The following is a 24,472-nucleotide window of genomic DNA, read 5'->3' on the forward strand; positions in this document are numbered from 1 at the left end:
CTAGTATGTTTAATTTTCCAAAGAAAAAAACTAAAGTTTCTACAGAAGTTTTAGTCAGATTCATTTGGGTTAGTTCATTTTTAGCAATGATTTTCACATTGCCACCATTAGCATTGTTCTTAGGAATTTATTTTTTGACAGGTGAACTAATCATAGGAGCAGTAATTGGTTTTGGAATTCATTTTATGATATTAGCTTTTTCAGGAAGAATTTCAAAGATCATAACTAAGATAATGAGCTAAACTAAATGAGGCTATTTAAGAAGGTAAAATATCATGATGGGAGATAGAGATTTTCAAAAGATCATTAAAAGCGCTGTTGAATCTATTGGAAAACAGTTAGAGATCCAGATAAATTCAGAAGATATCCAAACTATTCATCTTCATGAAGTAGTTCAATGTCTTAGGCGTTCCTACTATGACAGAGTAGATCCTCAAGAGGTTAAAAGAAGAGGATTCAATGATCTTCTCTCAGGATTATTAAGGAAACTAGAGTATGGAAGTGAACCTAAAGAATTTGCTATAGAGGATATCAATCTTAAAGGACAAGTAGATATGATAGTTGATGATACTATTATTTTATTCAGACCGGTAGCAACTGAATTGGAAAATCCTCAAGCAAATGACGTTTTGTATCTTAACGCATGCATGTGGATATATAATAAATATGATGGAATTGTTGTATATATTTCAGGAGATAGAAAAGAGACAACATTTTCATTAACACGAAACAAAAAAATGTTTGAAGAAATAATTAGAAGGGTAAGGGTCCTAAATGATCTTCTAAAGGAGCAAAAATTGCCAATACTAGAGCCATCTACAGAGTGTTCTGAATGCCAATATTATGAGAGATGTTTCATGAAAAAGAAGAATTCCAAACAGATGTCTTTAGCTGAGATGTTAGGAATGAGCGACAAATAGTCCAGACATAAATCAAAAAGATTGTGAAGGAAAAAATCCTTTTGGTTAATCTAGTGATTCTGGATGTCCTTTACCACGTAACGCGAAACACACTACTGCTAGTGCAATTGCAACTCCAGCTGCTGCGCCAAATGCGGCCATACTTGCTTCTGCCATTTGATAAAAAGGCATCTTACGGCCTTTTATAACTTTGTCAATATTCTTTGTCTAAAAATAAACTATCGTAATTTTAGAATTTTATGATACTATACTAATTCATTTGGTAAATTCAAAATGAAGAATATTTTCTTGTCCACTAGTCATAGAGCTTAAATTGTAAAATACATCACCTGAAACTCTCCAAGATGGATCATTATTTTTAAGAATTGTCCATAATTCAGGAGTGTTTTCAGAACCTCTTAATGTAATAGTATCTCTTAGAATTATTGAATTCTCACCAAGAAGAGTATAATAATTTGAGCCAAATTCAACCATTCCCTCTGGTCTACTTCCTATTCCACCTCCTGAAATTTGTTCAGAATCAGAATAATTTGTCTCAAATAATTGATAATCCATCATTTGGACAATTACAGCACGAGGATTAGGATTTGAAAGTTTAAACGAAATATCTATTTCAGCAGTTCTTTCTGAAATTTTTTCAACTGATATATTTTCTAATTCAATGTAAAGAGGTTTAACTTCTGGAACACCTTCAATTTGACTAGAATCTTCTTGAGAAGGTATGACTATTGTAGGTCCTACCAAAAGAATTCCACCTAATATCATAACCAGTACTACTACAGCAATACCAACAAAGATTTTAGGATTCATAATTTTTCATATTCCTTAGACATCTTAAATGTTAACATGATTATTATATTATTGAGGAAAGAAGGAAACTATGCAGTATTTTCAAGCGGTACAACAAGGAAAACAAAGAGCAAGTAAATCACAGATGAAAATGTTTGAGGTTGCTGGATTTGGAATGCTAACTTTGACAACGAAAAAAATTAATGGTGTATTTTATCCAGTAGGAGAAGAAGAATTCACTGCAGTGATTAGTTCAGCCGATGGATATGTAGCAGTAATTGTAGATAAAGATGGATTTACAAAGGCTCAATCAAAAGCAATGGAAAAAGAAGAAGCTATATCAATTTTCAAAAAACTACGAGAATTAGGAATTGATGAATATTCAGAAAAAGAGATTCAGATCTGGTCTGAGACAAGAATTACTATACAAAACGAAATTTAACAGAAATTATTTTGAAGGTAGTATGATTTGAGTACCTACATCTGCACCTCTAATGGCCTTTTCAATGATTTTTGGTTCCGCCTTTAATATTCTTGTTTTAATTTTGGAACGTTCTATGATTTTCAGAGCAACAATATCCATCAAATCATATCCACCTGCTAAAGAATCTTCATGAACTAACATATTTTTCAGATTTTTAAGATCAATTCGTTTAAATTTTTTGGCTTTTTTGAATTTATTAGGATCCATATCATAAACCCCATCTACATCAGTAGCATTAAGAAATTGCTCTGCATGTATTTTTTCGGCAATTAAAGCTGCAGTACCATTAGTACTTTGACCTGGATGCAAACCACCAGCTACAACAATTAATCCATCATCTACTGCATGCCTGACTTCTTGTAGAGTAGTTGGTGGATGTGAATATGCCTTTGCTCTTAATGCATAAATCAATAGTTTTGCGTTAAGTCTAGATATTTCAATTCCCAGTTCATCTAGTGTTGATTCATCTGCTCCAGAGGATCTGGCATGAGAAATATAATGTCGTGCAATATTTCCACCACCAGCAATAACAATTGGTTGACAAATTTTACTGATTCTTACTAAAAACTCTGCATAGTCTTTTAGCACTTTGACATTATCCATAGCAAAAACTTTACCAGATAATTTGATGACAATTCGTTTTTTCATTCTAGCTCACCTAGGATTGATTTTGCGGCAATTTCAACTTTTTTTCTGTGATTCTGATTAGTATAAATTCTAAGTATATTCATGAATCCAAAAATGGTTGAAACCACAGGAATTTCTGAAATAGGCATCTCTTTTGCAGAAGATTGTTGTCCATTCTCATGAGTGATCAAAATTATAGATTTAGATTCATTCTTTGATGGTGCAAGAGGAATTGATGGAGTAACAGAACTATCTACAAAAATTTCATTTTCATCAATTTTTGATTTTTTAGAGATTTCATTTCTTAATTCATCAGTACGTGTTTTTTTCAAGTTAGTTTGACTAGTCAATATTCGTTCATAAACACATTTTAACAATTTTCTGTTTTGGTAGTCTTGCGCAAGTTGTCTAGAACGTTTTAATTTTGAAGATTCTGATGAAATTATAGTTGATAAAACATACTCATCTGTGAGTTTAACAAATTCATTTAAGTTAAAAGTTGTAAATCCAAATTCATCATCAGCTAATCTTAATGCTTCAATAAGCATTACTTCAGCCGCGCGTACAGTTTTGTGAAAATATACTGCTTTGAACATTTGATATCTAGAATGCATCATAGATTCAAACGAATACAATGCAGAACGTTCCAAAGCTAATTTCTTTTTATGTACATCAAGTGATTGTGTAATTCTTTTATGATCAATTTTAGCATGTTCAGCACCGGTAAAATAACCATCTCTAAGTAAATAATCCATCATATCAGCACTAAGTGCACCTGAAATAATTTCATTCATGTATTGAAATTTAGAGTCGCCAAAAGCAATTTTTGTGATCAATTTTTTATCAAAACCATTTTTTGATAAATTATCACCAATTTCAGAATTTAAAATTATTTCTTTACCAAAATCTTCATGTGAGATTTTTTTTTCTTGTATTATTTCTTCAAATAAATGAGAAAATGGTCCATGACCTATATCATGTAAGAGACCTGCAAGGCGAAGAATTTCAATATCATCAGATTGTAAAATTCCTTTTTCATTTAATGCATGACCCGCTTGGCTAGCAATGTGCATTACTCCTAGTGAATGTTCAAATCTTGTATGTTGAGCAGATGGATATGTTAAATGAGCACCAGAAAGCTGTCTAATACGTCTTAATCTCTGAAAAATAGGATTGTCAATTATTGATAGCTCATGTTCATAGACACGAATGAAATCATGAATTGGATCAATAATATCTAGATAAATTTTTTTCATAATCCTATTTTCTTTGAGAAAACTTTCATAATTTCTTCGTGTACTTCTTCTTTAGATTTTGATGCATCAATTATTTTCCAATGTTTCTTTTTAGCAGTTATATGATAAATTGTAGAAATTTTTCTTAAAAATTCTTTATTTTTTTCAAACTTATCACGATTAGTTTTTTGTCTACGAAATGATTCTTTTTGTGTAACATCAAGTAAAATTACAAGATCTGCCTTTGGAAGTCCAGCGTCAAGATTTTCAAGCCAATTTTGTTTCATACCATTTGCAATTCCATAAACCAGATTAGAGTGGTAGTATCTATTCATAATCAAAACAGAATTTTTCTCTTGGGCTACTAAAATCTCGTCAAGTTTTTCCCATCTATTTGCAGCCAATAAACAATGAATTACTTGTGGAGGAAATTTTCTTTTTCCCCTCAAATATTGTCTGATTTCTTTTCCAATTGGTGTTTTGTAGTCAGGAAAATTGAATAGTTTAGTTTTGACCTTTCTTTTTTTAAGGGCTTTTTCCAACATAGTTGATTGAGTTAGTTTTCCTGCTTGGTCTCCGCCTTCAATTACAATTATCATAAGTTATCAAAACAGAGAAATTAATTAATTAAAAATCTATCAATAGCAGTTATCAATATTCAGTAATAAAAACAAGGTTTGTTGTAAAATCAAGGAAAACAGTATTGGAAAATCTGTCAACACTGAAAATAATGAAGACAATGGTTCATAATTAACAAATGATGATAACACAAGCCTAAAAACAATCAAGATCTTGTTCAGGTGCTCTTTCGGACACGTTAATTTTCGCCGCTCTGTCCTAACCCCATATTCATTGTACTCCTAACCGAATTTGAACTATCAAGGATTTTCAAATAACCAACTTTCGTCATTATGCTACGTTAAATTCTGTCAAGGTTTATAACCAAAAATGGAGTACATAGCACAAAATGGGACTAGTTAACGATGTAATCAAAGAGATCGGAAACAAATCAAGAGAATTTTATGAATTTGTTTTACCACCAATTGACATGTATCGGAATGAAAATAATCTCAAAGTAGTAATTGACATTCCAGGATTTAACAAAGAAAACATCAAGTTGACCCTGTGCAAAGATATACTTTCCATCAAGGCTCAAAAAGAAGTTGATGAAAAGGAAGCAGATACATTGATTTCAAATCAGAGACCAAGTGTGATTGATAAAAAAATTAGACTTCCAATCGAGATTAAACAAGGTGAAGAAAAAATAGAGTCTGCAAAATATGAAAATGGTGTGCTTACATTAATTATCCACGTAACAAAAAAAGGAAAAAATATCCCAATAGAATAATCTAGTATTTTCTAAATAATACAGAAACTATCATTATCAAACCAGAACTAACCATCCCAGCTAAACCCAAAGATTGGCTAGACTGGAACAAAAACGTAGAGCCTACAAAAATTGCAGAGGCAAATATACTTCCACTGATTAAGATCATTGGCTTTCTTTTTTTCATATAGATGGAAACTTCATCCCGAAGTTTCTCCATTTCAGGTCCAATTCGTAGCGCAAAATCAATAGATTTTGCGAAGCTGTCAAAAGAGATCTTTAATTCTTCAACATATGCTCTTGAAATAAGATTTTCCTCCTCAAGAATATTTTTCAAGACTTTGACAAACTTGAAATCAACGTTGTGTGTTTTGTAAATTCCCTCAATTATGGAAGCCATTCTCATATACAAGGCTAAATTTTTTGGCAAAACAAATGGAAATTTACTCATGGTTTGATTTGCAAGTTCCATCAAACTTTGTACTTCCATTTTGTCAGGTTTGTTTCCATGCATTGCACCAATCGAAAGTTCAATTCCTTTTTCAATTACTGATCTATTATATCCAGGAGTTAGCATTCGAAGATCATTCATTGCATTAACAACTCTAGAAGGGTTTTTTTCAACTAGTGCAAGATAGAGCCTAATTAGTTTGAATCTGGTTTCATTATTTATCTTTCCGACCATTCCATAGTCATACAAAATTAGTTTTCCATCATCAGTTACTGCGATGTTTCCAGGGTGTGGATCTGCATGAAAAATGGAATGCTTTAGAAGCATGGTAAAAAAAACCTTATGAACATCAATGACTAGCTGTTCTCTGTCAATTCCCTTCTCATCAAGTGCCTGAACATTTGTGATTTTGATTCCGGGGAGATATTCCATTGTTAACACGTTTTTTGAAGAAAAATCATCAAAAACAGATGGCACGATTACCTGGTTGGATCCTTTCATGTCATCTTTAATTTTTTTAAGATTTTTAGACTCTATAGTGTAATCCATCTCTTCGTAAACCGTTTCAATGAATTGGGAAAGCATGGCCTTTGCTGAATAACGTAAATTTGGATCAACAAATCTTAATGCCAGTGGAAGGATTTTTTTTAAAACTTTAAGATCTTGTTCAACAATTTTTTCAATTCCAGGTCTTTTTACTTTGATAACAATTTGTTGACCTAAAATAGAACCTCGATAAACTTGCCCTATTGATGCACCAGAGATGGAATTAGTATCTATTTCATCAAATCTTTCATCAATTGGGCCAAGATCTTTTTCAATTATTGGTTTTACTTGAGCAAAAGGAACTACAGGAACACTATCTTGGAGTTTTGCAAGTTCTTCAAGATATGGTTGAGGCAATATATCAGCCCTCGAAGAAAGCCATTGACCTAATTTGATATAGACTGGTCCGAGTGAAATGAATACGTTAAGAGCTCTACGAGCGTTTTTTCGAAATTGTTCTAAATCGATTTCATTTTTCTTTTGGTTAATCCAAATTTTTCTATCTCTACGTAACGCCAAAACTGACGGTAAGAGTTTGATAAAAATTTGAATAATTCTAACTGTAGACATTTAGGTTACTCCAAATAACTTTTAATTTGCTTTGCTGTTGTGTATCCCACATATCCAGAAATGATTGATGATATAAGACCAACTGTAAATGATTGTTTTTTCGAATTTTTATTAAGAATATTTTTTGCAACTTGTGAACCACTAAAAACTGCACATGCCAAACCAATTAGAACTTCAGGTGCATCATGAATTAAATGTCCAACTGGATCTTTTCTGGGGTCTATTCTATCCATATGAACCAAAAATTTATCGTCATATTCTCTAATGTGTAAATTACCATAACGATACTGTTTATATGCTCCATTTTTTTGTCCAAGGAAGGTTTCTTCTGCTTCTTCTAGCATAAATTCTCGCAATTCCTTTGGAACTTCAATTTCATCCCCATGCATGATCGCAAGATCTAGTAATTGCATATAACCTTACGGTCTGTAAAGTGCTTCAGCCTAAGACCAAAAATATGTTGTACTTTGATGGTTAGATTGAATTTTATAAATTGGTATTTACCGCTAACTGAAAATTTCTACTAATCCTTTGATATAAATTTCATACATTCAATAGATGAAATGAATGGTTTTTCTAAAATTGTAATTTTACACTAATCATTAAACAGGCAAAAAATCTCAAGATGTCTTTAGCCGATCTTTTGTAAACATTATGAAACTAATTGAAAAGACCGTCAGCATTGCAATACCTGTAACATATGCATAGTTTAGTCCAATCCCAGGATGAACCTCTTGATGATAGTAGTTGATCAAAAACGTTACAACTAACAAAATCACTCCGATAAATGTTAGTTTCTGATGTGTCTCCAACAAAAAGAAATTTGTCAGCAACTATATGAATTTAGAAGTACAACAGAAAAAATTTGGATTACACAATATTATAAAAAAAGAAAATATATTTTGACATATAACCATTAACATTCCCTTAGTGGATGATAAAATAAATACAAGTTTTAGAATTGAAAATTGTTAGATCAGGGATCATAATCCATTTGAGATAATTTTTTGATTACCTCTTCAAGCTCTGCTGCATTTTGATCAATTACTTTTTCTATTACTGCAATCTCTTCATTAATATTCTCTAGATGAACATCATTAGAATTTTTAATTCTTTCTTCTAGGTCTTTTAGAATTTGTCGATTATATTGATTGATTTTTTCGAGTTCATTTTTGTATGTCTCTAATTTCTCATATTGATTAGAAATTTCAGGGGATTCAACATATTTTTGATTTGTAAGAAATCCCAAAGAGATTACCAAACCTCCTACTGCGAAAACCACAATGAGAACAATTATGTTCAATTTCAATTTGAATGAATCTATTTCCTCATTTTAGATTTGAGATTTAACACCTAGCTTGTAGGAGTTGTTATTTTTTTACGCCTGCGTATTATGTAAATTCCAATGCCTATTGCCGCAATAATTGGAATAGTAATCATGGTTAAATCTGGACCAGAGTCGTCATCATTTGATGGTTCTTTAACAAATATTGTTGCATCATGTGGTTGAAAGATCTCATCTCTAACACCATCTTTGTATCGTACAGTAATGGTGACGTCATGTTCCCCATATTTTGGCTCACCATCAAACTCAATAGGAATGTTAAATGGAACAGGGGCATCAATTTCAATTTCATCAATGAATTGGGTATTTGATTTGATATTAGAATCTCCACGAGGTTCAATAGATACAAAACCAAATAATCCATCTTCATTTCCTTCATTAATTATTTCTCCAATTACCATCTGTGTACCAGATAGTTCAATGACATCAATATTGTATATGGACAAATCAATGAGGCCTTTAACATAGAAATCAGCTATTCGTGAAACAGTCTGCTTATCACCATGTGCATTAAAATAAGTTATTTCAATGGGTGCACGAAGTGTATCACCTTTCAAAGATTCTGGTACGTATATGTCAAGTTCAATTAGTTTTTTTGATTTTGGATCAATTTCACCAATTTCCCAATCGGTATTTAGAACAACAACATTCTCTATATTAGTAATAGATTGGGTAGTTGATGCTCTTTCACTTTGCGTATTTTGCAGTACTACATTAACACTTGAAATAGGTGCAGTTCCATCATTTGAAATTTCAATTGTTACATGGTTTTGTTGTAAAGATGTAAGGAATGGATCTAGTGCACGGATGTTTATTACACTTTCTCCAGTTATTTTAAAATCAAAATTCTCAAACGCAGTTCGAACGCCGGACTCACGAAGTCGTGAATAGTCAACTTTGACCGTACCAGGATATTGTTGGACTTTAACACTATTGCCTATATCAACAAAAAATGTTAGATGAAAGTTTTCTCCAGCAAGAGAATTTGAATCAGCGTCACCATAAATTAATGAACCAGGTCCATCTGAGGCTGAAAATCCAAGAGGTAGAGACAGTTGTCCTCGTATTCCAGTAATATCCTGAGTTCCAACATTTGCCATTACTACAGTAAATGGTACATTTTTGTCACCTGCATCAATCTCAAATTTCTCATCTATTGTTCCAAAGTATGCATCAAGGAATTTGACATCTCCATAGTCTCTTTCAAAAGGAGAATTGCCAAACCCTCCTGAGATGATTTGTGCATAAGAGTTATTAAAAATAAATGGTGCAAATCCTATTACAAACAAAGATAACAAGAGTTTTACATTCATTATATTATGACCTCCATTTCAGATGGTTGTTCGCCCTCAAACGCCTTACCATCTTTTATCGTTATCACCTTATCTACTTCACCAAAATGTTGTCTATCATGTGTAACTATAATGAATGTTTGATTAAGTTTTTTTGCCATTGATTTCATTAGTTGAACAATTGTTTCTGAAGTTACAGAATCAAGATTGCCTGTAGGTTCATCAGCTAAAACAATTACGGGTTTGTTGATTAATCCTCTTGCAATTGCTACTCTTTGAGCTTGTCCACCTGAAATCTTGTTTGCACGTTTATTCATTTGGTCTTCAAGCCCTACTGCTTTTAATAAATCTCTAGCTTCTTTTTCAGCAATGCCATCAGTTCCTCCAATTTGTCTTGGTAACAGTACATTTTCTAAAACAGAAAGATCAGTAAGTAAGTTAGAAAATTGGAAGATGAATCCTAATTTTTTGTTTCTAAATGAGGAAATTTTATTATCATCAAGTGTTGTGGTATCAACACCATCAATGAAGATCTTTCCATTTGATGGATGATCTAACAATCCAATAATGTTAAGTAATGTAGATTTTCCAGAACCGGAACTTCCTACAATTAGGACAAGTTCACCCCTCTCAATTGAAAATGATACATCATCAAGAGCCTTGACTTTACTATCTCCTTCTCCGTAAATCTTACTAACATTAGTAATTTCAAGTACTTTAGACAGTTCTCATCGCCTCCACGGGTAATAGCTTTGTTGCCCTATACGAAGGATACAAAGATGCAATAATTGCCAAAGCAAAGGAAGTCAAGGCAGTTTGTATGATCTTTTCCCAGTTATAGCTAACCTCAAGAGGTAAACTATTGTTAAATGACATTTTTGTTTCTTTTGCATAAAAAGTATAACCCAATCCTGCTGCAGTTCCCACTCCAGCACCAATTGCTCCAATAATCATTCCTTGAAAAATGAAGACTATTAGAATGTCTTTTCTTTTGGCTCCAATTGCCCTCATAATTCCAATTTCTTTAGTTTTTCCATTGACTAACATCATCTGAATTGTAAGAATTGCAAATGCAGATGACATCATTCCAAAATAACCTATCATGCTAATCATTGCAATACCAGATCTAAAACCTGCAAGTTGTTCTTCAGCTGATTCTTCTATGGTTTCTGCGAGAAAATCATCATTAGGAAATGATGTTAAAAAGAATTCTTTTACCTCTAATGCTTTCGAAGGATCGTTTAGTTTCACCATAAATGAACCAGTATCTCCAGGTCTATTCATCATATCACGTAGAGTATCAATATGTACAACAGCTGTATAATCAAATCCCTGACCTCCAGGTGATTTTGCAATTCCAGAAATAGTGAATCTTCTAATCTGATCTTCTCCGAATCTATCTACAACAAGAACTTTAACACTATCACCAACTTCGGCTCCTCCAAGATCTGCTGCCACATTAGATCCTAACACAATAGAATTTCTTGAAAAGACATAGTTTCCTTCTGAAACAGTTTCATGAACAGTAGATGCTCTAATATCACGAAATGGATCAACACCCACTATTGGCACTCTAGTTTCCTCAATTAGTTTTCCATTTTTTGTCATATTCATTTCAGCACTTGATGAAAGCCGCGGCGCTGCCCCCGCAACATAAGGTATTCTTTCAAACCAATTCACAATTGACAGATCAGATTTATCGATATAATCTGCCTCATCAGTTACAAGAATATCGCCATTTCTATAATCACTAATATCCCTAACTATAGCATCAAACAATCCCTGAAAGATTACAAAGTTAACATGAATAACCAAAATTCCAATTGTAACAGCTAGTACAGCTCCAATCAAACTACCCTTTTTATTGAATAGCATTCGTTTGGCAAGTTTTAGCCTATAATCCACAAAAAATATAAAATAGTCTAATATTTAATGTCTATCATCTATAGTGCTAATAATATAGACAATTTTATAATAGATTAGTGTTTTCTGTATCATAAGGAAAAAAATAAGTGATGAAATGGACAATTTAGACATGAAAATATTAAGTAGGTTATTGAATAATTGTAGAGAATCAGATAGACAAATAGGCATAGAATTGGGAATTTCTGGAGGAGCAGTTCGAACTCGAATCCAAAAGATGCAAGAAAAGAAGATTATTGAAGAGTTTTTCATCAAAGTAGAGCCTCCTGTATTGGGTTATGGTGTTTTGTACATTGTTGTAATAGGTGAAAACATGAATGAGATTTTAGAGCAAACAAATCTTGTTGGTGAACCATATTTTGTCGTGCCATGTATTGGGGGAATAACAGTTTGTGGTATTACGATAAAAGAAAATATGAAGCAAAAAATTGAGATTGCAAAAAAATTGATGAAAGATGTGAGAGTATTATCCATTTTTGAGGCAGAAAATCCGGGGTTCAATTCAAATCTTACAAAAACAGACTTGGAAATTTTAGAAGAATTGATAAAAGATCCAAGACAGAAAATTGAACGAGTTGCAAAAACCACTAACATGTCAACAAAAACAATAACAAGATGTATAGAAAAATTACATAGGAATGAAGGTATTCAATTTACATTAGTTTATGATCCTAAAAAAATAAAAGATTTCATCCCTTATGCTGTATTAGCTTGGATAGATGGTGATCTGAAAGAAACATTAGGAAACTTGAATAATTCATTTTCTGAATCATATTTACAAATTCCATTTATAGCAAAAAATCAGATTGTTCTGTTCATGTACAGTGATAATATTTTCAAGATGGATGAACTTACACAAAAAGTAAGAACCATAAAAAATGTAAAATCAGCTGATTTGTTCATACCAAAGAAGATTTCATTTTACGTTAAATGGATAGAAAAAGCAATTAGAGATTTTAAAAAATCACCAAAATTGCATCTTATATATCAAACAAATTAAATAAGAATTATTTTTTAGATATTATATGAAGAAAACAAAGATCTATGATGGAAAAATTTTAGGTCTTAGTGTTTATGAAGGAAAAATTGAGGGAAGGTTAGTCAAAAGAGAAGTAATTGAACACAGAGGTGCAGCAGCTATGCTTGCTTTTGATGAAGAGAATAGAGTAATACTTGTTAAACAACATAGATTTCCATATGGATATGTCCTAGAGATTCCTGCCGGAACATTAGAAAAAAAAGAAGAGCCGATTAAATGCGCATTTAGAGAATTAGAAGAAGAGACAGGATATAAAGCAAAGAAGATGACTCCATTAATTACATATTATCCGTCAATTGGCTATAATGCTGAGAAAATTCACTGTTTTGTAGCCTCAGGATTAAAGAAAATTGCAAATTTAAAATTAGATGAAGATGAAATATTATCAGTAGTGAAAATAGATTTAAAAAAATTATTGATAATGATTAAAACTGGAAAAATTCAAGATTCAAAAACGATATGTGCAGTTTTAACATATGCTGCAAAAAAGAAATTATTTTAATTATTCATTATAAATTGGTTGAACAAGATCTACTACATCTGCCCATGATTGTGCAATTCGTTCATACATATACAATAAATCAAAAAATTCTATTGGAATTTCTTTTTTATTTCCAAATGTAATTCGTAGTGAGCTTAATTTTTCTTCATATTGTTTATGTGAAGATATGGCTTCAATTGCTAAAAGCCTATCAGGCTTTGTAAATGCAAGGATTGATTTTTCAGCAAGTGTATTAAAATTTTTTACAGTATCAAATATTTTTTTAGAGAGTTCAGTAGATAAAGATGAATTATAAATAAATATAGAAAGTTCAACAATAGAATCACCTGCATTTTCAAGAACATTTGCTGCAACTCTATAATCAAGTATATCTATATTTTCTAAATTGAATACATTAGCTAATCTTTTATCAACAAGTGTACTTCTAATCAATCTGACAAGTAAGAAATATTGTCTATTTACCTCAACATCACGTTTTGATAATGTTTGTAGATTAGATTTATCATCTGAAATTAATCCATTAGATGCATCATCATACATTCCAAGTGCGATTGAACTCATTCGTTTGAGAATTTTTTCTGGATTAAGTGTTGTTGCATCTAAAAGAAATTGCATATTAATATGAGATGCAGCTTCTTCAATTATTTCCATTCCCACTAATCTTCTCATTGAATTACGAATTTCCTCTCTATCTTTTCCAGGAATAATTGATTTTGAATTTATTTGAATTATATCATATCCTAAGAGATAGGCTCCAGTGATATTTGCCACAATATTTTCTTCTTGTGGTAATGGGTAAGAAATTACAAGTTCTTTTGTTGGACGTGTATCCTTATTTGCAGATATTGAAATGGTGTCCTGTCCAGTTTCAATTTCCACTTGATTACCTTTATCAAGATGATTAGTATCAACCCATTCTTTTGGAAGTGACACTAGGATACTGCTTCCTATTCTTTGCAGGCGACGAATGAATTTAGTCAATTTATATTAATTTAATTAATTTAAGCCATATTCTTATATTTTATGTAAAATTTAAACTTAGATCAATGGAGGCTACAGCATTTTGTCCTGCACATATCACTGGTTTTTTCAAAGCCCATTTAGAAGACCAACATGATGCTTTAGAAAATTTAGGTTCTACTGGCGCAGGCTTCTCAATTAAAGAAGGCGTTACAACCAAAGTGAAAATAAATACAAGAAATAATCAAAAATCTAATTTTAGAATTACAACTAATGGATATCAATCAGATAAAACAGATGTTTCAAAATATGTGTTAAATGAATTTCTAAAGCTTGGTGAATTTTCAAATAAGTTTATTGATATTGAGCACAACATATCAATTCCAGTCGGGTATGGTTTAGGATCAAGCAGTGCTGTTGCTTTATCATTGTCATTTGCATTAGATAGGGTTCTTGAGACAAAATTAGATAAAATAAAAATTGGACAAATTGCACACAATGCTGAAGTAAATTGTAAAACAGGATTAGGCGATGTATTAGCATCATATCATGGAGGTTTTGAAATTCGTGTAAAACCTGGTGCACCAGGAATTGGGTCTATTAAAAAAATCGATACAGATGAAATGTCTGTAATTATGATCTGTTTCTCCCCCATATCTACAAACAAATTCATCAAAGAGCGTTTAGCACAAATTAATGGTCTTGGTGGAAAAATGGTTGATAAACTATTAGAATCAAAAAATTATGAACATTTTCAAGACATGTCTTTAGAATTTGCAAAATATGTAGATGTGATGACACCTAGAATGGAGAAATTAGTTAGAGATCTTTCTGAAAATAATATTAAATGTGGAATTGCACTCTTTGGTGAAACTATTTTTTCTATGATTCCAAAAGAAAATGAATCCAAAATTTTGAAAATTTTACAAAAATATGATAATGGAATTATAATAAAATCAGAATTAGATAATGTTGGAGCAAGAGTACTTTATAATTAATTGAAATTACATGCAAATAATTCCTAAATCACATCCAAGAGCAAAATCACTTTTAATACGTGAAAAACTAGTTAATGGATTTGATAACGGATTGGTTGCAAAAGAAGGACTTTTGGCACAAGGTAGAGGAGAAGCTTTTGATTATCTATTAGGTGAAAAAACAGGAAAAACTGCAGTACGTGCAATCAAAGCTGCAGCTGCACAACTCCTATTAGCTGAAACGCCTGTAATTTCAGTTAATGGGAATGTTGCCGCATTATGCCCTAAACAAATTGTGAAATTATCAAAACAAATTAAAGCAAAAATTGAAGTAAATCTATTCTATGCTAATGAGAATCGAAAGCGGGCAATTATTAAGACTCTTAAAAAAAATGGTGCCTTAGAAATTCTAGGGTCAAGAATTAGTTCATCAACAAAACTGTCAGGTATTGATTCTGCAAGAAGAATTGTAGATAAGAATGGAATTTTTGTTGCTGATGTTGTTGTAGTACCATTAGAAGATGGGGATAGAACAATGGCATTAAGAAAAGTCGGAAAAACGGTCATCACATTTGATCTAAATCCTCTATCAAGAACTTCACAGACTGCAAACATTACAATTGTAGATAATGTAACTAGGGCAATTGATTTACTTATTGAGGAATGTAAAAAAATGTCAAAAAACAATAAAAAAAATCTTCAAAAAATTATTGCTAATTTTGACAATAAGAAAAATCTTATAGAAAGTGTAAATCAAATCAAAAATAATTTAACAAGGAGAGCTAAGATTGCATAAAACAGTCCAAGACATTTTAACTATGAAAAAAGAAAAAAAGAAAATTTCAGTAATTACAAGTTATGACTACACATTAGCTTCTCTATGTGACAGAGCAGGAATTGATGTGTTACTGGTAGGTGATAGTGCTGGAATGGTCATACTAGGATATGAAAATACAATTTCAGTGACAATGGATCAAATGTGTATGTTTACCGGGGCAGTAAGTAGAGCAAGAAAAAATTCTCTACTAGTATCAGATTTACCATTCATGTCATATCAAACAAGTATTGAAGACGCAATAAGTAATTCTGGCAGGTTGATCAAAGCTGGTGCTGATGCAGTAAAGCTGGAAGGAGGTTCGGTTATGGCAGAAACGATTAGTGAAATTGTTGATATAGGAATACCAGTAATGGGACATATAGGATTGCAACCTCAAACAGCAATACTTTCAGAAGGATACAAAATACAAGGAAAAACAAAAGATTCGGCAATGAAGTTAATTGACGATGCAAAAGAGCTAGAAAATGCAGGTGTATTTAGTATTGCATTGGAAATGGTAAGTCATGAAGTAGCTGAAATAATCTCTGAAACAATCAGTATACCAACTATTGGAATTGGTTCAGGAGCAGGCTGTGACGGTCAAGTGTTGGTAGTACAAGACGTGTTAGGAATGTATGATAAGATTAAGCCAAAATTTGCAAAAAGATACATGAATTTATCTGAAGATATAGTAAATTCGCTTGAAAATTATAAGAAAGATGTCGAATCAGGCATATTTCCAGCACAAGAAAACTGGTTCTCAATGAATGAGGAAGAGTTAAAGAAATTACGTGAGCAAATTGGTAGTTAAAAAAAAGGTAAAGCAAAAAGATCATCCATCTTTAGATATTGTCAATTCACATGGTATAGAAATATCTGGCAAGAAAATTGTGCTTTGCGTTGCAGGTAGTGTTGCAGCATACAAAGCAATTGAATTAGCAAGATTACTTATGAGACACGGTGCCGATGTAACATGTGTAACAAGCAATGCAGTTACAAAGCTAGTGCAACCTGAATATTTCAAATGGGCTACAGGTAATGAAGTAATAACTAAGCTGACAGGAGAATTAGAGCATATTAGGTTAGCAGATTATAATCAATCAGATCTTATAATAGTATATCCTGCTACGGCAAACACATTAGGGAAATTAGCAAATGGTATTGATGATACCCCAATTTCCACAATACTTACTGTAGGATTTGGATCAAAAATTCCAATTTTGATGTGTCTGGCCATGCATGCATCAATGTATGATAATTTGGCAGTTAAAAAAAACATAGACTATTTGAAAAACAAAATTGAATTTCTGGCTCCCAATATGATTGAAGGTAAAGCAAAAGCTTCAGAACCTGAGGATGTTTTAGAATATGTTCTATCAAAGTTTGGATTTTCTTCAGTGTTAAAAAATAAAAAAGTGTTGATAACTGCCGGCCCAACAATTGAATATATTGATCCTGTAAGAGTAATAACAAATCTTAGCTCAGGAAAAACGGGAGTGTTTTTAGCATCTGAATTGATTTCTGCAGGAGCTAAAGTTACTTTTGTTTATGGTCCGGGAGAAGAAAAACCACCAAAGGGAGCAAAAATAATCAATGTTGAATCTAGTAATGATATGCACGATGCAATTAGAAGAGAATTAAAGAAAAAATTTGATATTGTTATCATGGCAGCAGCAATAGCTGACTATATTCCAGTGAAAGCAAGTAAAAATAAAATAAAAAGTTCAAAATCAGAATTAAGAATTAATCTCAAAAAATCACCAAAAATTATAGATCAAATCAAAAAATATCAAAAGAGCGTATTTTTGGTTGGTTTTAAAGCAGAAGCAAACGTTTCAAAAAATCAATTGATTAAATCTGCACAAAAAAAATTAAGAGATTCATCATCAGACATGATAATAGCTAATGATATTGGTTCACTGAAATATAAAAAAAATCCTCAAAATAATCAAGTAATTATCATAAATTCTAAAAAAGTAGTTTCAACAAGTTGGATGAAAAAACAAAAAATTGCCAAATTTATTAGAAAACAAATAGAATTAAACATAGAATGAAGAAATTAGAACTACGAAAACTTACCTGACTATAAGGAATTTAAAAAAAATAGAAAACCAAAAATACAACAAATTAAAAGAAAAATTAGCGATAATTGAACATAGATATTATCATGAGACAAGTAAAATACAAAAAGATGATCTTCAAGAGATTACATAAAATACTTGATAGATCAAAGTTATACAAATGAAATTGATTCATTTTGAATACAAACAAAGGAATATGAAAATTTGGAATGAAGTTGCCCCTCGTTATCATAAAAAGTGGGCAAGCGTAAACAAGGGACCATTTCAAAGCAGTAAAAAATTAATTGAATTAGTTGGCATCAATAAAGGTGATTTAGTACTAGATCTTGCATGTGGTACAGGTGCTTTAACAAAAGAAATTCAAAAAAAAATTCATAATTCAGGATATGTTGTTGGCATAGATACTTCAATTGCTGCAATTAAAATTGCAAAAAAATGGAATGATAATAAATCAAATTTAGTTTTTCTAAATATCGATGCAGAGAAATTTAGTTTTTCTAAAAAATTTGATGTTGTAACTTGTCAGTATGCATTATTCTTTTTTCCAAATGCTCAAAAAGCATTAAAAAACATGAGAAATAGCCTCAAAAAATCAGGTAAAATTGGAATATCAGTTCATGGAAATAATGTTCCATTTTTTAACAGTATTTTAGATTCAGTAATTAAATACATTCCAGATTATGTTCCTCCAAATTCACCAGATCTAGATAGGTTTGGAACAAAATTTGCATTAAGATCTGAAATTTCTAAAGCAGGATTTTCAAATGTTATAGTAAAAGAATTTCTTTTTCAATACAATCCTGGAGTGTTTGAGGAATATTGGAAAAATTACATAAAATACATTCCAAAGCCACTAAAAGAAAAACTAAATGCTTTAGAATATTCAAAACGAAAGGAATTGAAATTATTAGTAAAAGAGAAAACAGCTAAATATACAAAGAAAAATGGTCAAATTCTATTCCCTTGGCAAGTTTTAATTTCAACAGCTAAATACTAGAGATTCTAAGGAGAAAGAAATGGGTAAAGATAAAAAGAAAAAAGAGGAAAAACCAAAAAAATCAGATTTTAAAGCATTTCTGCGAAAAAGGGCACCATTTTACCTTGCAGCCATTGCATTAATTGTAATTTCAGCATATGGAGTATTATCAGAAAAGAATCTAGAAAATAGTATACCAGAACTTGGATCTGAAGACCAACAAATTGTAGATATTCTAATGAAGTATAATGGTCCAAATGAAACAGGGCTAACAGTATTAAAAGCAATTGAAACCAAAATTAAAGAAGAGTATCCAGATGAGAAAATTTTTGATGATAAAAAAACCAAAATTAAATTAGACATATTAAAAATAGATTCAGATGAATATAGAGTTGTTTTGAATTTTCAATCACATAAAGGAGAAATAAATTATGATTGGAATGTAAATACAAGTTCTAAAAAACTTACTTCAAATAATCCAGAATCAAAACACATTATTGATTTAGTAGACTTTTATGATTAAGCTTAAACTGTGACTAGATTTTTAGTAAATTTGTGCATTACAATTGGTCGTTCTTTTACAATTAGTGAATCTTCTATCCTGATTCCAAATTTATTTTCAATATAGATTCCAGGTTCTACTGTAATTGCCATATTTTTTTTTAATTTTGTATCACTTCTGTAAGAAATAGTTGGAAGCTCATGTACTTCTAATCCAATCCCATGACCAGTTGAATGGATAAAGTATTTACCATAATTTTTTTCTTCAATATATTTTCTGCATGCAAGATCTATTTCTTTACAATTTACATTTGGTTTGACAGCTTTTAGACCTAGATTTTGAGATTCTTTAACTATGTCATATGCTTCTTTTGCTTCCGATGAAATTTTTCCAATAGCAAATGTTCTAGTTGCATCTGAAACATATCCTTTGTATCTCAATGTAAGATCAGTTACCACAAGATCACCTTTTTTGAACTTTCTTTGAGTAACTTGGGCATGAGGAAGAGCACCGTTGGGACCTCCAGCAATTATCAAGGGATTGAGTGTAGACTTGTATCCAGTGTCAAACATTTCTTGTTCCATCGCATAAGTCATCAAAATTGTCTGCAATTCTGATTCTTTTTGACCTACTTTCATTTTTTTCGAACAAATCTCAAACATTTCATCTATGATTTTTGATGCTTTTTTAAGTATTAGAATTTCTTTTTCTTCTTTAATTATTCGGGAATTGTAAAACGGTTCCGTATTTGATGTTATTGTAGGAACATGTTTCTTTAGGGTCATCATAGTAGAATAGTTTTGACAATCAGTACAAACTTGATTTTTATTTATGTTTTTAATCAAAGAAGAAAGCAAGCCGGTTCCACGTTCTGCAGTAATTACATTACAATCTTCAGATTCTTCTTTTGCTCTACCTACTTCTAGTTCTGGTGTAATAATGGTAGTTTTTCCATTTTTTTCAAGTAATCCAATGGCTTCACCCCAAAATCCAGTCATGTAAAACAAATTTTCAGGTTCAAAAGTGACCAAGGTATCACAATTAATTTTTTGAGCAAATTTTAGAAGATTCTTTCTTCTCTGCTTCATACAAAAATATCTTTGATTCTTAATTTATGTTTGATGTAAAGTTTGTATATGGAAAATTAGATTAATTTTTTGTGGCAGAAAAAAAAGAGAAAAAAAAAGTAGTTGCCTTACTATCAGGTGGTCTAGATAGTCAACTTGCAGTAAGAATAATGCAAGAGCAAGGTTTTGAAGTTTCAGCTGTTGCAATAAAAACTCCTTTTTGTGATTTTGATTGTGGGCGAGGGTGTGGATTTGAAATTAGAGAGAGAGCAGATGATCTAAATGTTAATTTAAAGACAGTATATCTTGGTGATGAATACATTGAGATGTTAAAACATCCAAAACATGGAATTGGTGCTGGTTTTAATCCATGTGTTGATTGTCGAACTATGATGTTTGATGCGGCAAAAAAACACATGGAAGAAATTGGTGCAGAATTTATCATATCAGGTGAAGTATTAGGCCAACGTCCAATGAGTCAACATTTAGATTCATTAAGAATGATTGAAAAAGATTCAAACCTTATTGGAAAAATTGTTAGACCGTTATCAGCAGGATTACTTCCAGCAACAGATCCTGAAAAAAATGGTTTGATCAAAAGAGAAGATCTTGGAATGATCAAAGGGAGAACACGAAGAAATCAATTAGAAATGGCAAAAAAATATGGTATTGAAAATCCACCTAATGCAGGAGGGGGTTGCTTGTTAACAGAACCACAGTTTGGAATTAAAGCTAAAGATTTGTTTGAACATATTGAAACTCCAACAATTAATGATATTGACTTATTAAAAATTGGTAGACATTTTAGATTAGATGAAGAAACAAAATTTGTTGTTGGAAGAAATAAAGATGAAAATGAAATGATCAAAGCATTAGCATTACCAGGAGATATTTTATTTGAAGCGAAAGATTACGTAGGGCCAGTTTCAATATTACGTGGTAAGAATACAAAATCTCATATTGAATTTGCAGCATCTGTAACTCTAAGATATTCAGATGCACCAGAAAATGAGCAGGGAATTGTTATTGTCAAAAATGATAATTTATCTGAAGAAATTAGTTCAAATTGTGCAATAGAAGAATATTATATTAAATTTAGAATGTAGGCGTGAATTTTTTAAAAAATTAGTTAAAACTAAGGAAGAGTTTTTGAGTGAGTAAATCTCATTTTCAACAAGGATGCAAAAACAAGAAAATCCAACATATCTCAAGGCCATAACAATTAGAGATATCAGTGATATTCATTCTATCAAAGAGGACATAAAAAAAGATATGATTTTGATTCTAAGAGTTACACCATTAGCACAAAAGGATGTTGAACAGCTTCGTAAAGTTGTAGAAGAATTGTATTCTATTGCAAAAGCTGCAGATGCAGAGATAGCCAGATTAGGAGAAGAGCGAATTATTGTTGCACCATCAAGTATAAAGATCTGGAAACCGGAATATGATCTAAAATAATTTTATCGCTTCTTGGACTTGCGGATAATGTGCAGGTACTTTATACATTCTTCTAATATTCATAGCAAGGTTTTCTGATTTTTTACGTTCACCATGATTAACTAACACACGACGAAGTTTTGGTCTTAGTCTTTGCACAAATGACATTAATTGATTATAATCACTATGCCCACTAAATCCATCTAGTTTTTCCACACCACAGTTAATTGAGACAACTTCAACTTTTCCCTCTTTTCCCAACATGGTTGCTTGTTTAGAACCGTCAAGAACTCTTCTTCCTAAAGTTCCATTAACTTGATAAGAAACAAACAGTACTTTATTTTTTTTATCAGGTGCAATATTTTTGAAATATTCTAAAACTGGTCCACCTTCTAACATTCCAGATGTTGCTAAGATAATACATGGGGAGTTATCTCTCATTGGTTCTTCTCTAGCATCTCCATGTTCAATATTTGTAAAGTATTCAGAATCAAATGGGTTATCATCAGTTTCTAGAATCTTTTGTTTAAGTTCTCTTGCAAGATATTCAGGATAGAATTCATGTATTGCTGATGCTTCAGATATCATTCCTTCAGTAAATACAGGGGCTTCGATCATTTCACCCGATTTCATATAATGATCAATTACCATCATGATTTCTTGTGCACGTCCAACCGCGGGAATAGGTATCAGAACTTTTCCTCCATCTGCTAATGTGTTGTTAACAGCATTAATGAATGCAGATTCTACTTCTTGTCTAGTTGGTTGAATATCTTCTTTAAGACCATACGTACTTTCAATCAATAATGTTTCAACCCTTGGGAAATTCCAACTAGCAGCTTCGAACAAAATACTCTTTCCAAATTTAATATCACCTGAATAAACAAAGTTGTGAACTCCATTTCCAATATGAAAATGACACAAGGCAGAACCTAGTATATGACCAGCATTTGCAAAAACTAGTTTAATATCAGGTGAAATATCAGTAACTGTTCCATAAGGTAATGTAATTGCTTGTCTCATAATCTGTTTTACATCTCGTTCAGCATAAATTGGGGTTCTACCTTGAGCAGATGCTACTTTGATTGCATCTAACTGAATAAGATTCATCATTGGAAGTGTTGGTTCAGTACAATAAATTGGACCTTTATAACCATATTTGCATAAAGTCGGTAAAAATCCAGTGTGATCTAAATGTGCATGCCCAATGACTATTGCGTCAAGTTCATCTAGCGTGATATTGAGCGAGTCTAATCTAGGAAATGCATCCATAGGAGATCTTGCACCAGGATTTATGCCACAATCAATTAGGATCTTACTTTCAGGTGTGGATAATAGTAATGAAGATCGTCCTACTTGACCAAATCCACCAAGAGTATAAAGCGAAACTTCAGTTCTTGGAGATAACCGAGGTCTAAAAATTTCATCACCGACTTGTTTAAGCTGTTTACTCCTTTCAGAGGAAGATTGTTTTAGAGTTGCATTAATTGTTTGAATTGTACGTGATGGTATGGTTGTTGCTTTTCTAATGCGTAATCTCCAGCCTGTTATCTCAGTTACTTCCACATGATTGAATTCTTTTGCATTTCTTTGTAATAGCCAAGGTCTTTTTGCTTCAATTGATACTTCACCAGTTGTAGCATCAAAAAGAGTTGCTTGTAGATTTGCTTCTTTTGGAACATATTCTGCAATGATTTTTCTAGCTTCTTCTTCAGGTTTTCTTATTGATTCATCAGTTCTAACAACAATTCGTTTTTTAATTATATTTACAAGATTGGATATTGTATCATTGTTTTCCATCAGATACCGTGGAGTATTTGTGTAAAGAGCAATTCTTGGTCCTTCATATTCTATTTTTGTAACACTTGCTTCCTTGGGTATACTTTGCAGTATGGTTGCCATAATACTTTGGCTACTAGGATCTAAATCTCTTTGTAATTGTTTTTTTTGCATTAAATCACTAAAGTTCGATGACTGCTTTTTTTTGTTCATCGGTTAAAAGACGGAATCCATCTTTATCCATTACTGCGATGTTAATTCCATCTCCAGTACCAATATTTCTAACTATTGCAGCTTTAACAGCTCGTAAAGCAATTTTCTTGGCTTCCTCAATTGTTAGATCTTTTTTGTATTCTTCTTCAAGCAAACCATATGCTACTGGTGAACCGCTACCAGTTGTAACATATGATTTCTCCTCAACTGAACCAAACATGTCAATGTTAAATAATGCAGGCCCATTTGCATCAAAACCACCAACTAAGATATCAGCCATAAATGGATAACCTCTATTCTGATGGAATATTAAAGAGCAAAGTCTTGCAAGTGAGTGGATTGAGATTGGTTCCTGTTTTTCCACTCTATGAAGATTAGAATGATAACGTAAAATATCAACAATGTTTTGTGCATCTGCAACGCCTCCAGCCAAAGTTAATCCTGCATGTAAATCGATTTTCTGAATTTTCATTGTGTTATTATTTGCAATAAAATAGCCAGCACTAGCTCTCATATCAGCACATAATACAACACCGTCTTTAGCCTTGATACCTACAGTGGTGGTCCCATGCAGAATTTTTTCTTCAACGTTATTTGACAAAATACACCTATT

29 protein-coding genes are annotated in these 24,472 nt (G+C 31.7%); 14 read left to right on the top strand and 15 right to left on the bottom strand.

All coding sequences use genetic code 11. From position 1 onward, the window contains the following. Nucleotides 1-5: 5 nt before the first annotated feature. Together OEM44_01970 and OEM44_01975 are read left to right on the top strand one after the other, a co-directional pair. Nucleotides 6-242: a hypothetical protein gene (locus tag OEM44_01970; GenBank protein ID MDH3515568.1), complete on the top strand. Its 237-nt coding sequence runs from the start codon at nucleotides 6-8 to the stop codon at nucleotides 240-242. Nucleotides 243-275: 33 nt separating this feature from the next. After that, nucleotides 276-920 (top strand): hypothetical protein, encoded by a 645-nt coding sequence (locus OEM44_01975; GenBank protein ID MDH3515569.1) that lies wholly within the window; start codon nucleotides 276-278, stop codon nucleotides 918-920. A gap of 255 nt (nucleotides 921-1,175) precedes the next feature. Here the strand turns inward: OEM44_01975 and OEM44_01980 are convergent, their stop codons facing one another. Further along, on the bottom strand, nucleotides 1,176-1,730 hold the full coding sequence (locus OEM44_01980; GenBank protein ID MDH3515570.1) for a hypothetical protein: 555 nt from the start codon (nucleotides 1,728-1,730) through the stop codon (nucleotides 1,176-1,178). Nucleotides 1,731-1,800: 70 nt separating this feature from the next. Between OEM44_01980 and OEM44_01985 the strand changes: the two genes are divergently transcribed. Continuing rightward, nucleotides 1,801-2,151 (top strand): hypothetical protein, encoded by a 351-nt coding sequence (locus OEM44_01985; GenBank protein ID MDH3515571.1) that lies wholly within the window; start codon nucleotides 1,801-1,803, stop codon nucleotides 2,149-2,151. A 6-nt stretch (nucleotides 2,152-2,157) separates the two neighbouring features. Here OEM44_01985 and pyrH read toward each other — a convergent pair whose 3' ends face one another. From pyrH to tmk, 3 genes are read right to left on the bottom strand one after another with little or no spacing between them, the layout of a single operon-like run. Beyond that, the gene (gene pyrH / locus OEM44_01990) at nucleotides 2,158-2,841 is read right to left on the bottom strand and encodes a UMP kinase (GenBank protein ID MDH3515572.1); all 684 of its coding nucleotides are present in this window, start codon (nucleotides 2,839-2,841) and stop codon (nucleotides 2,158-2,160) included. Beyond that, nucleotides 2,838-4,076 (bottom strand): HD domain-containing protein, encoded by a 1,239-nt coding sequence (locus OEM44_01995; protein MDH3515573.1) that lies wholly within the window; start codon nucleotides 4,074-4,076, stop codon nucleotides 2,838-2,840. Before OEM44_01995 ends, pyrH begins: the two co-directional genes overlap by 4 nt. Continuing rightward, on the bottom strand, nucleotides 4,073-4,654 hold the full coding sequence (gene tmk / locus OEM44_02000) for a dTMP kinase (protein MDH3515574.1): 582 nt from the start codon (nucleotides 4,652-4,654) through the stop codon (nucleotides 4,073-4,075). Before tmk ends, OEM44_01995 begins: the two co-directional genes overlap by 4 nt. Before the next feature lie 368 nt (nucleotides 4,655-5,022). On the opposite strand from tmk, the gene OEM44_02005 reads away from it, so the two are divergent. Next, nucleotides 5,023-5,403: an Hsp20/alpha crystallin family protein gene (locus OEM44_02005; GenBank protein MDH3515575.1), complete on the top strand. Its 381-nt coding sequence runs from the start codon at nucleotides 5,023-5,025 to the stop codon at nucleotides 5,401-5,403. Between the two features lies 1 nt (nucleotide 5,404). On the opposite strand, the gene OEM44_02010 is transcribed toward OEM44_02005, so the two are convergent. The 7 genes from OEM44_02010 to OEM44_02040 all read right to left on the bottom strand — a co-directional run bounded on the left by OEM44_02010 (nucleotide 5,405) and on the right by OEM44_02040 (nucleotide 11,491). After that, a complete protein-coding gene (locus OEM44_02010) occupies nucleotides 5,405-6,949 on the bottom strand; it encodes an AarF/ABC1/UbiB kinase family protein (protein MDH3515576.1) in 1,545 nt (514 codons plus the stop codon). A gap of 5 nt (nucleotides 6,950-6,954) precedes the next feature. Further along, the gene (locus OEM44_02015; GenBank protein MDH3515577.1) at nucleotides 6,955-7,338 is read right to left on the bottom strand and encodes a hypothetical protein; all 384 of its coding nucleotides are present in this window, start codon (nucleotides 7,336-7,338) and stop codon (nucleotides 6,955-6,957) included. A 231-nt stretch (nucleotides 7,339-7,569) separates the two neighbouring features. Then, nucleotides 7,570-7,761, bottom strand: coding sequence for a hypothetical protein (locus OEM44_02020; GenBank protein MDH3515578.1), 192 nt, complete (start codon nucleotides 7,759-7,761; stop codon nucleotides 7,570-7,572). Nucleotides 7,762-7,925: 164 nt separating this feature from the next. Next, complete coding sequence (locus OEM44_02025) at nucleotides 7,926-8,258, bottom strand: hypothetical protein (GenBank protein ID MDH3515579.1); 333 nt, start codon at nucleotides 8,256-8,258, stop codon at nucleotides 7,926-7,928. A gap of 44 nt (nucleotides 8,259-8,302) precedes the next feature. Continuing rightward, complete coding sequence (locus OEM44_02030) at nucleotides 8,303-9,607, bottom strand: hypothetical protein (GenBank protein ID MDH3515580.1); 1,305 nt, start codon at nucleotides 9,605-9,607, stop codon at nucleotides 8,303-8,305. After that, nucleotides 9,607-10,197, bottom strand: coding sequence for an ABC transporter ATP-binding protein (locus tag OEM44_02035; GenBank protein MDH3515581.1), 591 nt, complete (start codon nucleotides 10,195-10,197; stop codon nucleotides 9,607-9,609). Before OEM44_02035 ends, OEM44_02030 begins: the two co-directional genes overlap by 1 nt. 106 nt (nucleotides 10,198-10,303) lie before the next feature. Then, nucleotides 10,304-11,491, bottom strand: a complete 1,188-nt coding sequence (locus OEM44_02040; protein MDH3515582.1) for an ABC transporter permease — start codon at nucleotides 11,489-11,491, stop codon at nucleotides 10,304-10,306. Between the two features lie 115 nt (nucleotides 11,492-11,606). Here OEM44_02040 and OEM44_02045 point away from each other — a divergent pair, with 115 nt between their 5' ends. Further along, nucleotides 11,607-12,509: an AsnC family transcriptional regulator gene (locus OEM44_02045; protein ID MDH3515583.1), complete on the top strand. Its 903-nt coding sequence runs from the start codon at nucleotides 11,607-11,609 to the stop codon at nucleotides 12,507-12,509. Nucleotides 12,510-12,534: 25 nt separating this feature from the next. Then, entirely contained in the window at nucleotides 12,535-13,050 is a 516-nt protein-coding gene (locus tag OEM44_02050; GenBank protein ID MDH3515584.1) for an NUDIX hydrolase, read from the top strand. On the opposite strand, the gene OEM44_02055 is transcribed toward OEM44_02050, so the two are convergent. Then, nucleotides 13,051-14,031, bottom strand: a complete 981-nt coding sequence (locus OEM44_02055; GenBank protein MDH3515585.1) for a phosphate uptake regulator PhoU — start codon at nucleotides 14,029-14,031, stop codon at nucleotides 13,051-13,053. 65 nt (nucleotides 14,032-14,096) lie between these two features. On the opposite strand from OEM44_02055, the gene OEM44_02060 reads away from it, so the two are divergent. The 6 genes from OEM44_02060 to OEM44_02085 all read left to right on the top strand — a co-directional run bounded on the left by OEM44_02060 (nucleotide 14,097) and on the right by OEM44_02085 (nucleotide 19,384). After that, nucleotides 14,097-15,008 carry a GHMP kinase gene (locus OEM44_02060; GenBank protein ID MDH3515586.1) on the top strand — a complete coding sequence of 304 codons (912 nt, stop codon included), beginning with the start codon at nucleotides 14,097-14,099 and terminating at the stop codon, nucleotides 15,006-15,008. Nucleotides 15,009-15,018: 10 nt separating this feature from the next. Beyond that, on the top strand, nucleotides 15,019-15,783 hold the full coding sequence (locus tag OEM44_02065; GenBank protein MDH3515587.1) for a 4-phosphopantoate--beta-alanine ligase: 765 nt from the start codon (nucleotides 15,019-15,021) through the stop codon (nucleotides 15,781-15,783). Beyond that, nucleotides 15,776-16,615 (top strand): 3-methyl-2-oxobutanoate hydroxymethyltransferase, encoded by an 840-nt coding sequence (gene panB / locus OEM44_02070; GenBank protein MDH3515588.1) that lies wholly within the window; start codon nucleotides 15,776-15,778, stop codon nucleotides 16,613-16,615. Before OEM44_02065 ends, panB begins: the two co-directional genes overlap by 8 nt. After that, nucleotides 16,605-17,858: a bifunctional phosphopantothenoylcysteine decarboxylase/phosphopantothenate--cysteine ligase CoaBC gene (gene coaBC, locus OEM44_02075; protein ID MDH3515589.1), complete on the top strand. Its 1,254-nt coding sequence runs from the start codon at nucleotides 16,605-16,607 to the stop codon at nucleotides 17,856-17,858. The genes panB and coaBC overlap by 11 nt, the downstream gene beginning before the upstream one ends. Before the next feature lie 187 nt (nucleotides 17,859-18,045). Then, nucleotides 18,046-18,882: a methyltransferase domain-containing protein gene (locus OEM44_02080; protein MDH3515590.1), complete on the top strand. Its 837-nt coding sequence runs from the start codon at nucleotides 18,046-18,048 to the stop codon at nucleotides 18,880-18,882. Nucleotides 18,883-18,901: 19 nt separating this feature from the next. Continuing rightward, the gene (locus OEM44_02085; protein MDH3515591.1) at nucleotides 18,902-19,384 is read left to right on the top strand and encodes a hypothetical protein; all 483 of its coding nucleotides are present in this window, start codon (nucleotides 18,902-18,904) and stop codon (nucleotides 19,382-19,384) included. Between the two features lie 2 nt (nucleotides 19,385-19,386). Here OEM44_02085 and OEM44_02090 read toward each other — a convergent pair whose 3' ends face one another. Next, nucleotides 19,387-20,451, bottom strand: coding sequence for an aminopeptidase P family protein (locus OEM44_02090; GenBank protein MDH3515592.1), 1,065 nt, complete (start codon nucleotides 20,449-20,451; stop codon nucleotides 19,387-19,389). 71 nt (nucleotides 20,452-20,522) lie between these two features. Here OEM44_02090 and OEM44_02095 point away from each other — a divergent pair, with 71 nt between their 5' ends. After that, the gene (locus tag OEM44_02095) at nucleotides 20,523-21,536 is read left to right on the top strand and encodes a tRNA (5-methylaminomethyl-2-thiouridylate)-methyltransferase (GenBank protein ID MDH3515593.1); all 1,014 of its coding nucleotides are present in this window, start codon (nucleotides 20,523-20,525) and stop codon (nucleotides 21,534-21,536) included. A gap of 73 nt (nucleotides 21,537-21,609) precedes the next feature. Next, complete coding sequence (sepF, locus tag OEM44_02100) at nucleotides 21,610-21,888, top strand: cell division protein SepF (protein ID MDH3515594.1); 279 nt, start codon at nucleotides 21,610-21,612, stop codon at nucleotides 21,886-21,888. Here sepF and OEM44_02105 read toward each other — a convergent pair. Both OEM44_02105 and psmB read right to left on the bottom strand, forming a co-directional pair. Then, nucleotides 21,880-23,820 carry a beta-CASP ribonuclease aCPSF1 gene (locus OEM44_02105; protein ID MDH3515595.1) on the bottom strand — a complete coding sequence of 647 codons (1,941 nt, stop codon included), beginning with the start codon at nucleotides 23,818-23,820 and terminating at the stop codon, nucleotides 21,880-21,882. The two genes, sepF and OEM44_02105, sit on opposite strands and share 9 nt — an antisense overlap. A gap of 7 nt (nucleotides 23,821-23,827) precedes the next feature. Beyond that, nucleotides 23,828-24,460, bottom strand: a complete 633-nt coding sequence (gene psmB / locus OEM44_02110) for an archaeal proteasome endopeptidase complex subunit beta (protein ID MDH3515596.1) — start codon at nucleotides 24,458-24,460, stop codon at nucleotides 23,828-23,830. Nucleotides 24,461-24,472: the final 12 nt, after the last annotated feature.

The organism is Nitrosopumilus sp., assembly GCA_029862745.1.
In the GTDB taxonomy this organism is placed as follows: domain Archaea; phylum Thermoproteota; class Nitrososphaeria; order Nitrososphaerales; family Nitrosopumilaceae; genus Nitrosopumilus.

Bases quoted from the DNA above. Each gene is read 5' to 3' on its own strand.
- OEM44_01970 (MDH3515568.1), top strand. From the start codon at position 6: ATGTTTAATTTTCCAAAGAAAAAAACTAAAGTTTCTACAGAAGTTTTA.
- OEM44_01975 (MDH3515569.1), top strand. From the start codon at position 276: ATGATGGGAGATAGAGATTTTCAAAAGATCATTAAAAGCGCTGTTGAA.
- OEM44_01980 (MDH3515570.1), bottom strand. From the start codon at position 1,730: ATGAATCCTAAAATCTTTGTTGGTATTGCTGTAGTAGTACTGGTTATG.
- OEM44_01985 (MDH3515571.1), top strand. From the start codon at position 1,801: ATGCAGTATTTTCAAGCGGTACAACAAGGAAAACAAAGAGCAAGTAAA.
- pyrH (MDH3515572.1), bottom strand. From the start codon at position 2,841: ATGAAAAAACGAATTGTCATCAAATTATCTGGTAAAGTTTTTGCTATG.
- OEM44_01995 (MDH3515573.1), bottom strand. From the start codon at position 4,076: ATGAAAAAAATTTATCTAGATATTATTGATCCAATTCATGATTTCATT.
- tmk (MDH3515574.1), bottom strand. From the start codon at position 4,654: ATGATAATTGTAATTGAAGGCGGAGACCAAGCAGGAAAACTAACTCAA.
- OEM44_02005 (MDH3515575.1), top strand. From the start codon at position 5,023: ATGGGACTAGTTAACGATGTAATCAAAGAGATCGGAAACAAATCAAGA.
- OEM44_02010 (MDH3515576.1), bottom strand. From the start codon at position 6,949: ATGTCTACAGTTAGAATTATTCAAATTTTTATCAAACTCTTACCGTCA.
- OEM44_02015 (MDH3515577.1), bottom strand. From the start codon at position 7,338: ATGCATGGGGATGAAATTGAAGTTCCAAAGGAATTGCGAGAATTTATG.
- OEM44_02030 (MDH3515580.1), bottom strand. From the start codon at position 9,607: ATGAATGTAAAACTCTTGTTATCTTTGTTTGTAATAGGATTTGCACCA.
- OEM44_02045 (MDH3515583.1), top strand. From the start codon at position 11,607: ATGGACAATTTAGACATGAAAATATTAAGTAGGTTATTGAATAATTGT.
- OEM44_02050 (MDH3515584.1), top strand. From the start codon at position 12,535: ATGAAGAAAACAAAGATCTATGATGGAAAAATTTTAGGTCTTAGTGTT.
- OEM44_02060 (MDH3515586.1), top strand. From the start codon at position 14,097: ATGGAGGCTACAGCATTTTGTCCTGCACATATCACTGGTTTTTTCAAA.
- OEM44_02065 (MDH3515587.1), top strand. From the start codon at position 15,019: ATGCAAATAATTCCTAAATCACATCCAAGAGCAAAATCACTTTTAATA.
- OEM44_02080 (MDH3515590.1), top strand. From the start codon at position 18,046: ATGAAATTGATTCATTTTGAATACAAACAAAGGAATATGAAAATTTGG.
- OEM44_02085 (MDH3515591.1), top strand. From the start codon at position 18,902: ATGGGTAAAGATAAAAAGAAAAAAGAGGAAAAACCAAAAAAATCAGAT.
- OEM44_02090 (MDH3515592.1), bottom strand. From the start codon at position 20,451: ATGAAGCAGAGAAGAAAGAATCTTCTAAAATTTGCTCAAAAAATTAAT.
- sepF (MDH3515594.1), top strand. From the start codon at position 21,610: ATGCAAAAACAAGAAAATCCAACATATCTCAAGGCCATAACAATTAGA.
- OEM44_02105 (MDH3515595.1), bottom strand. From the start codon at position 23,820: ATGCAAAAAAAACAATTACAAAGAGATTTAGATCCTAGTAGCCAAAGT.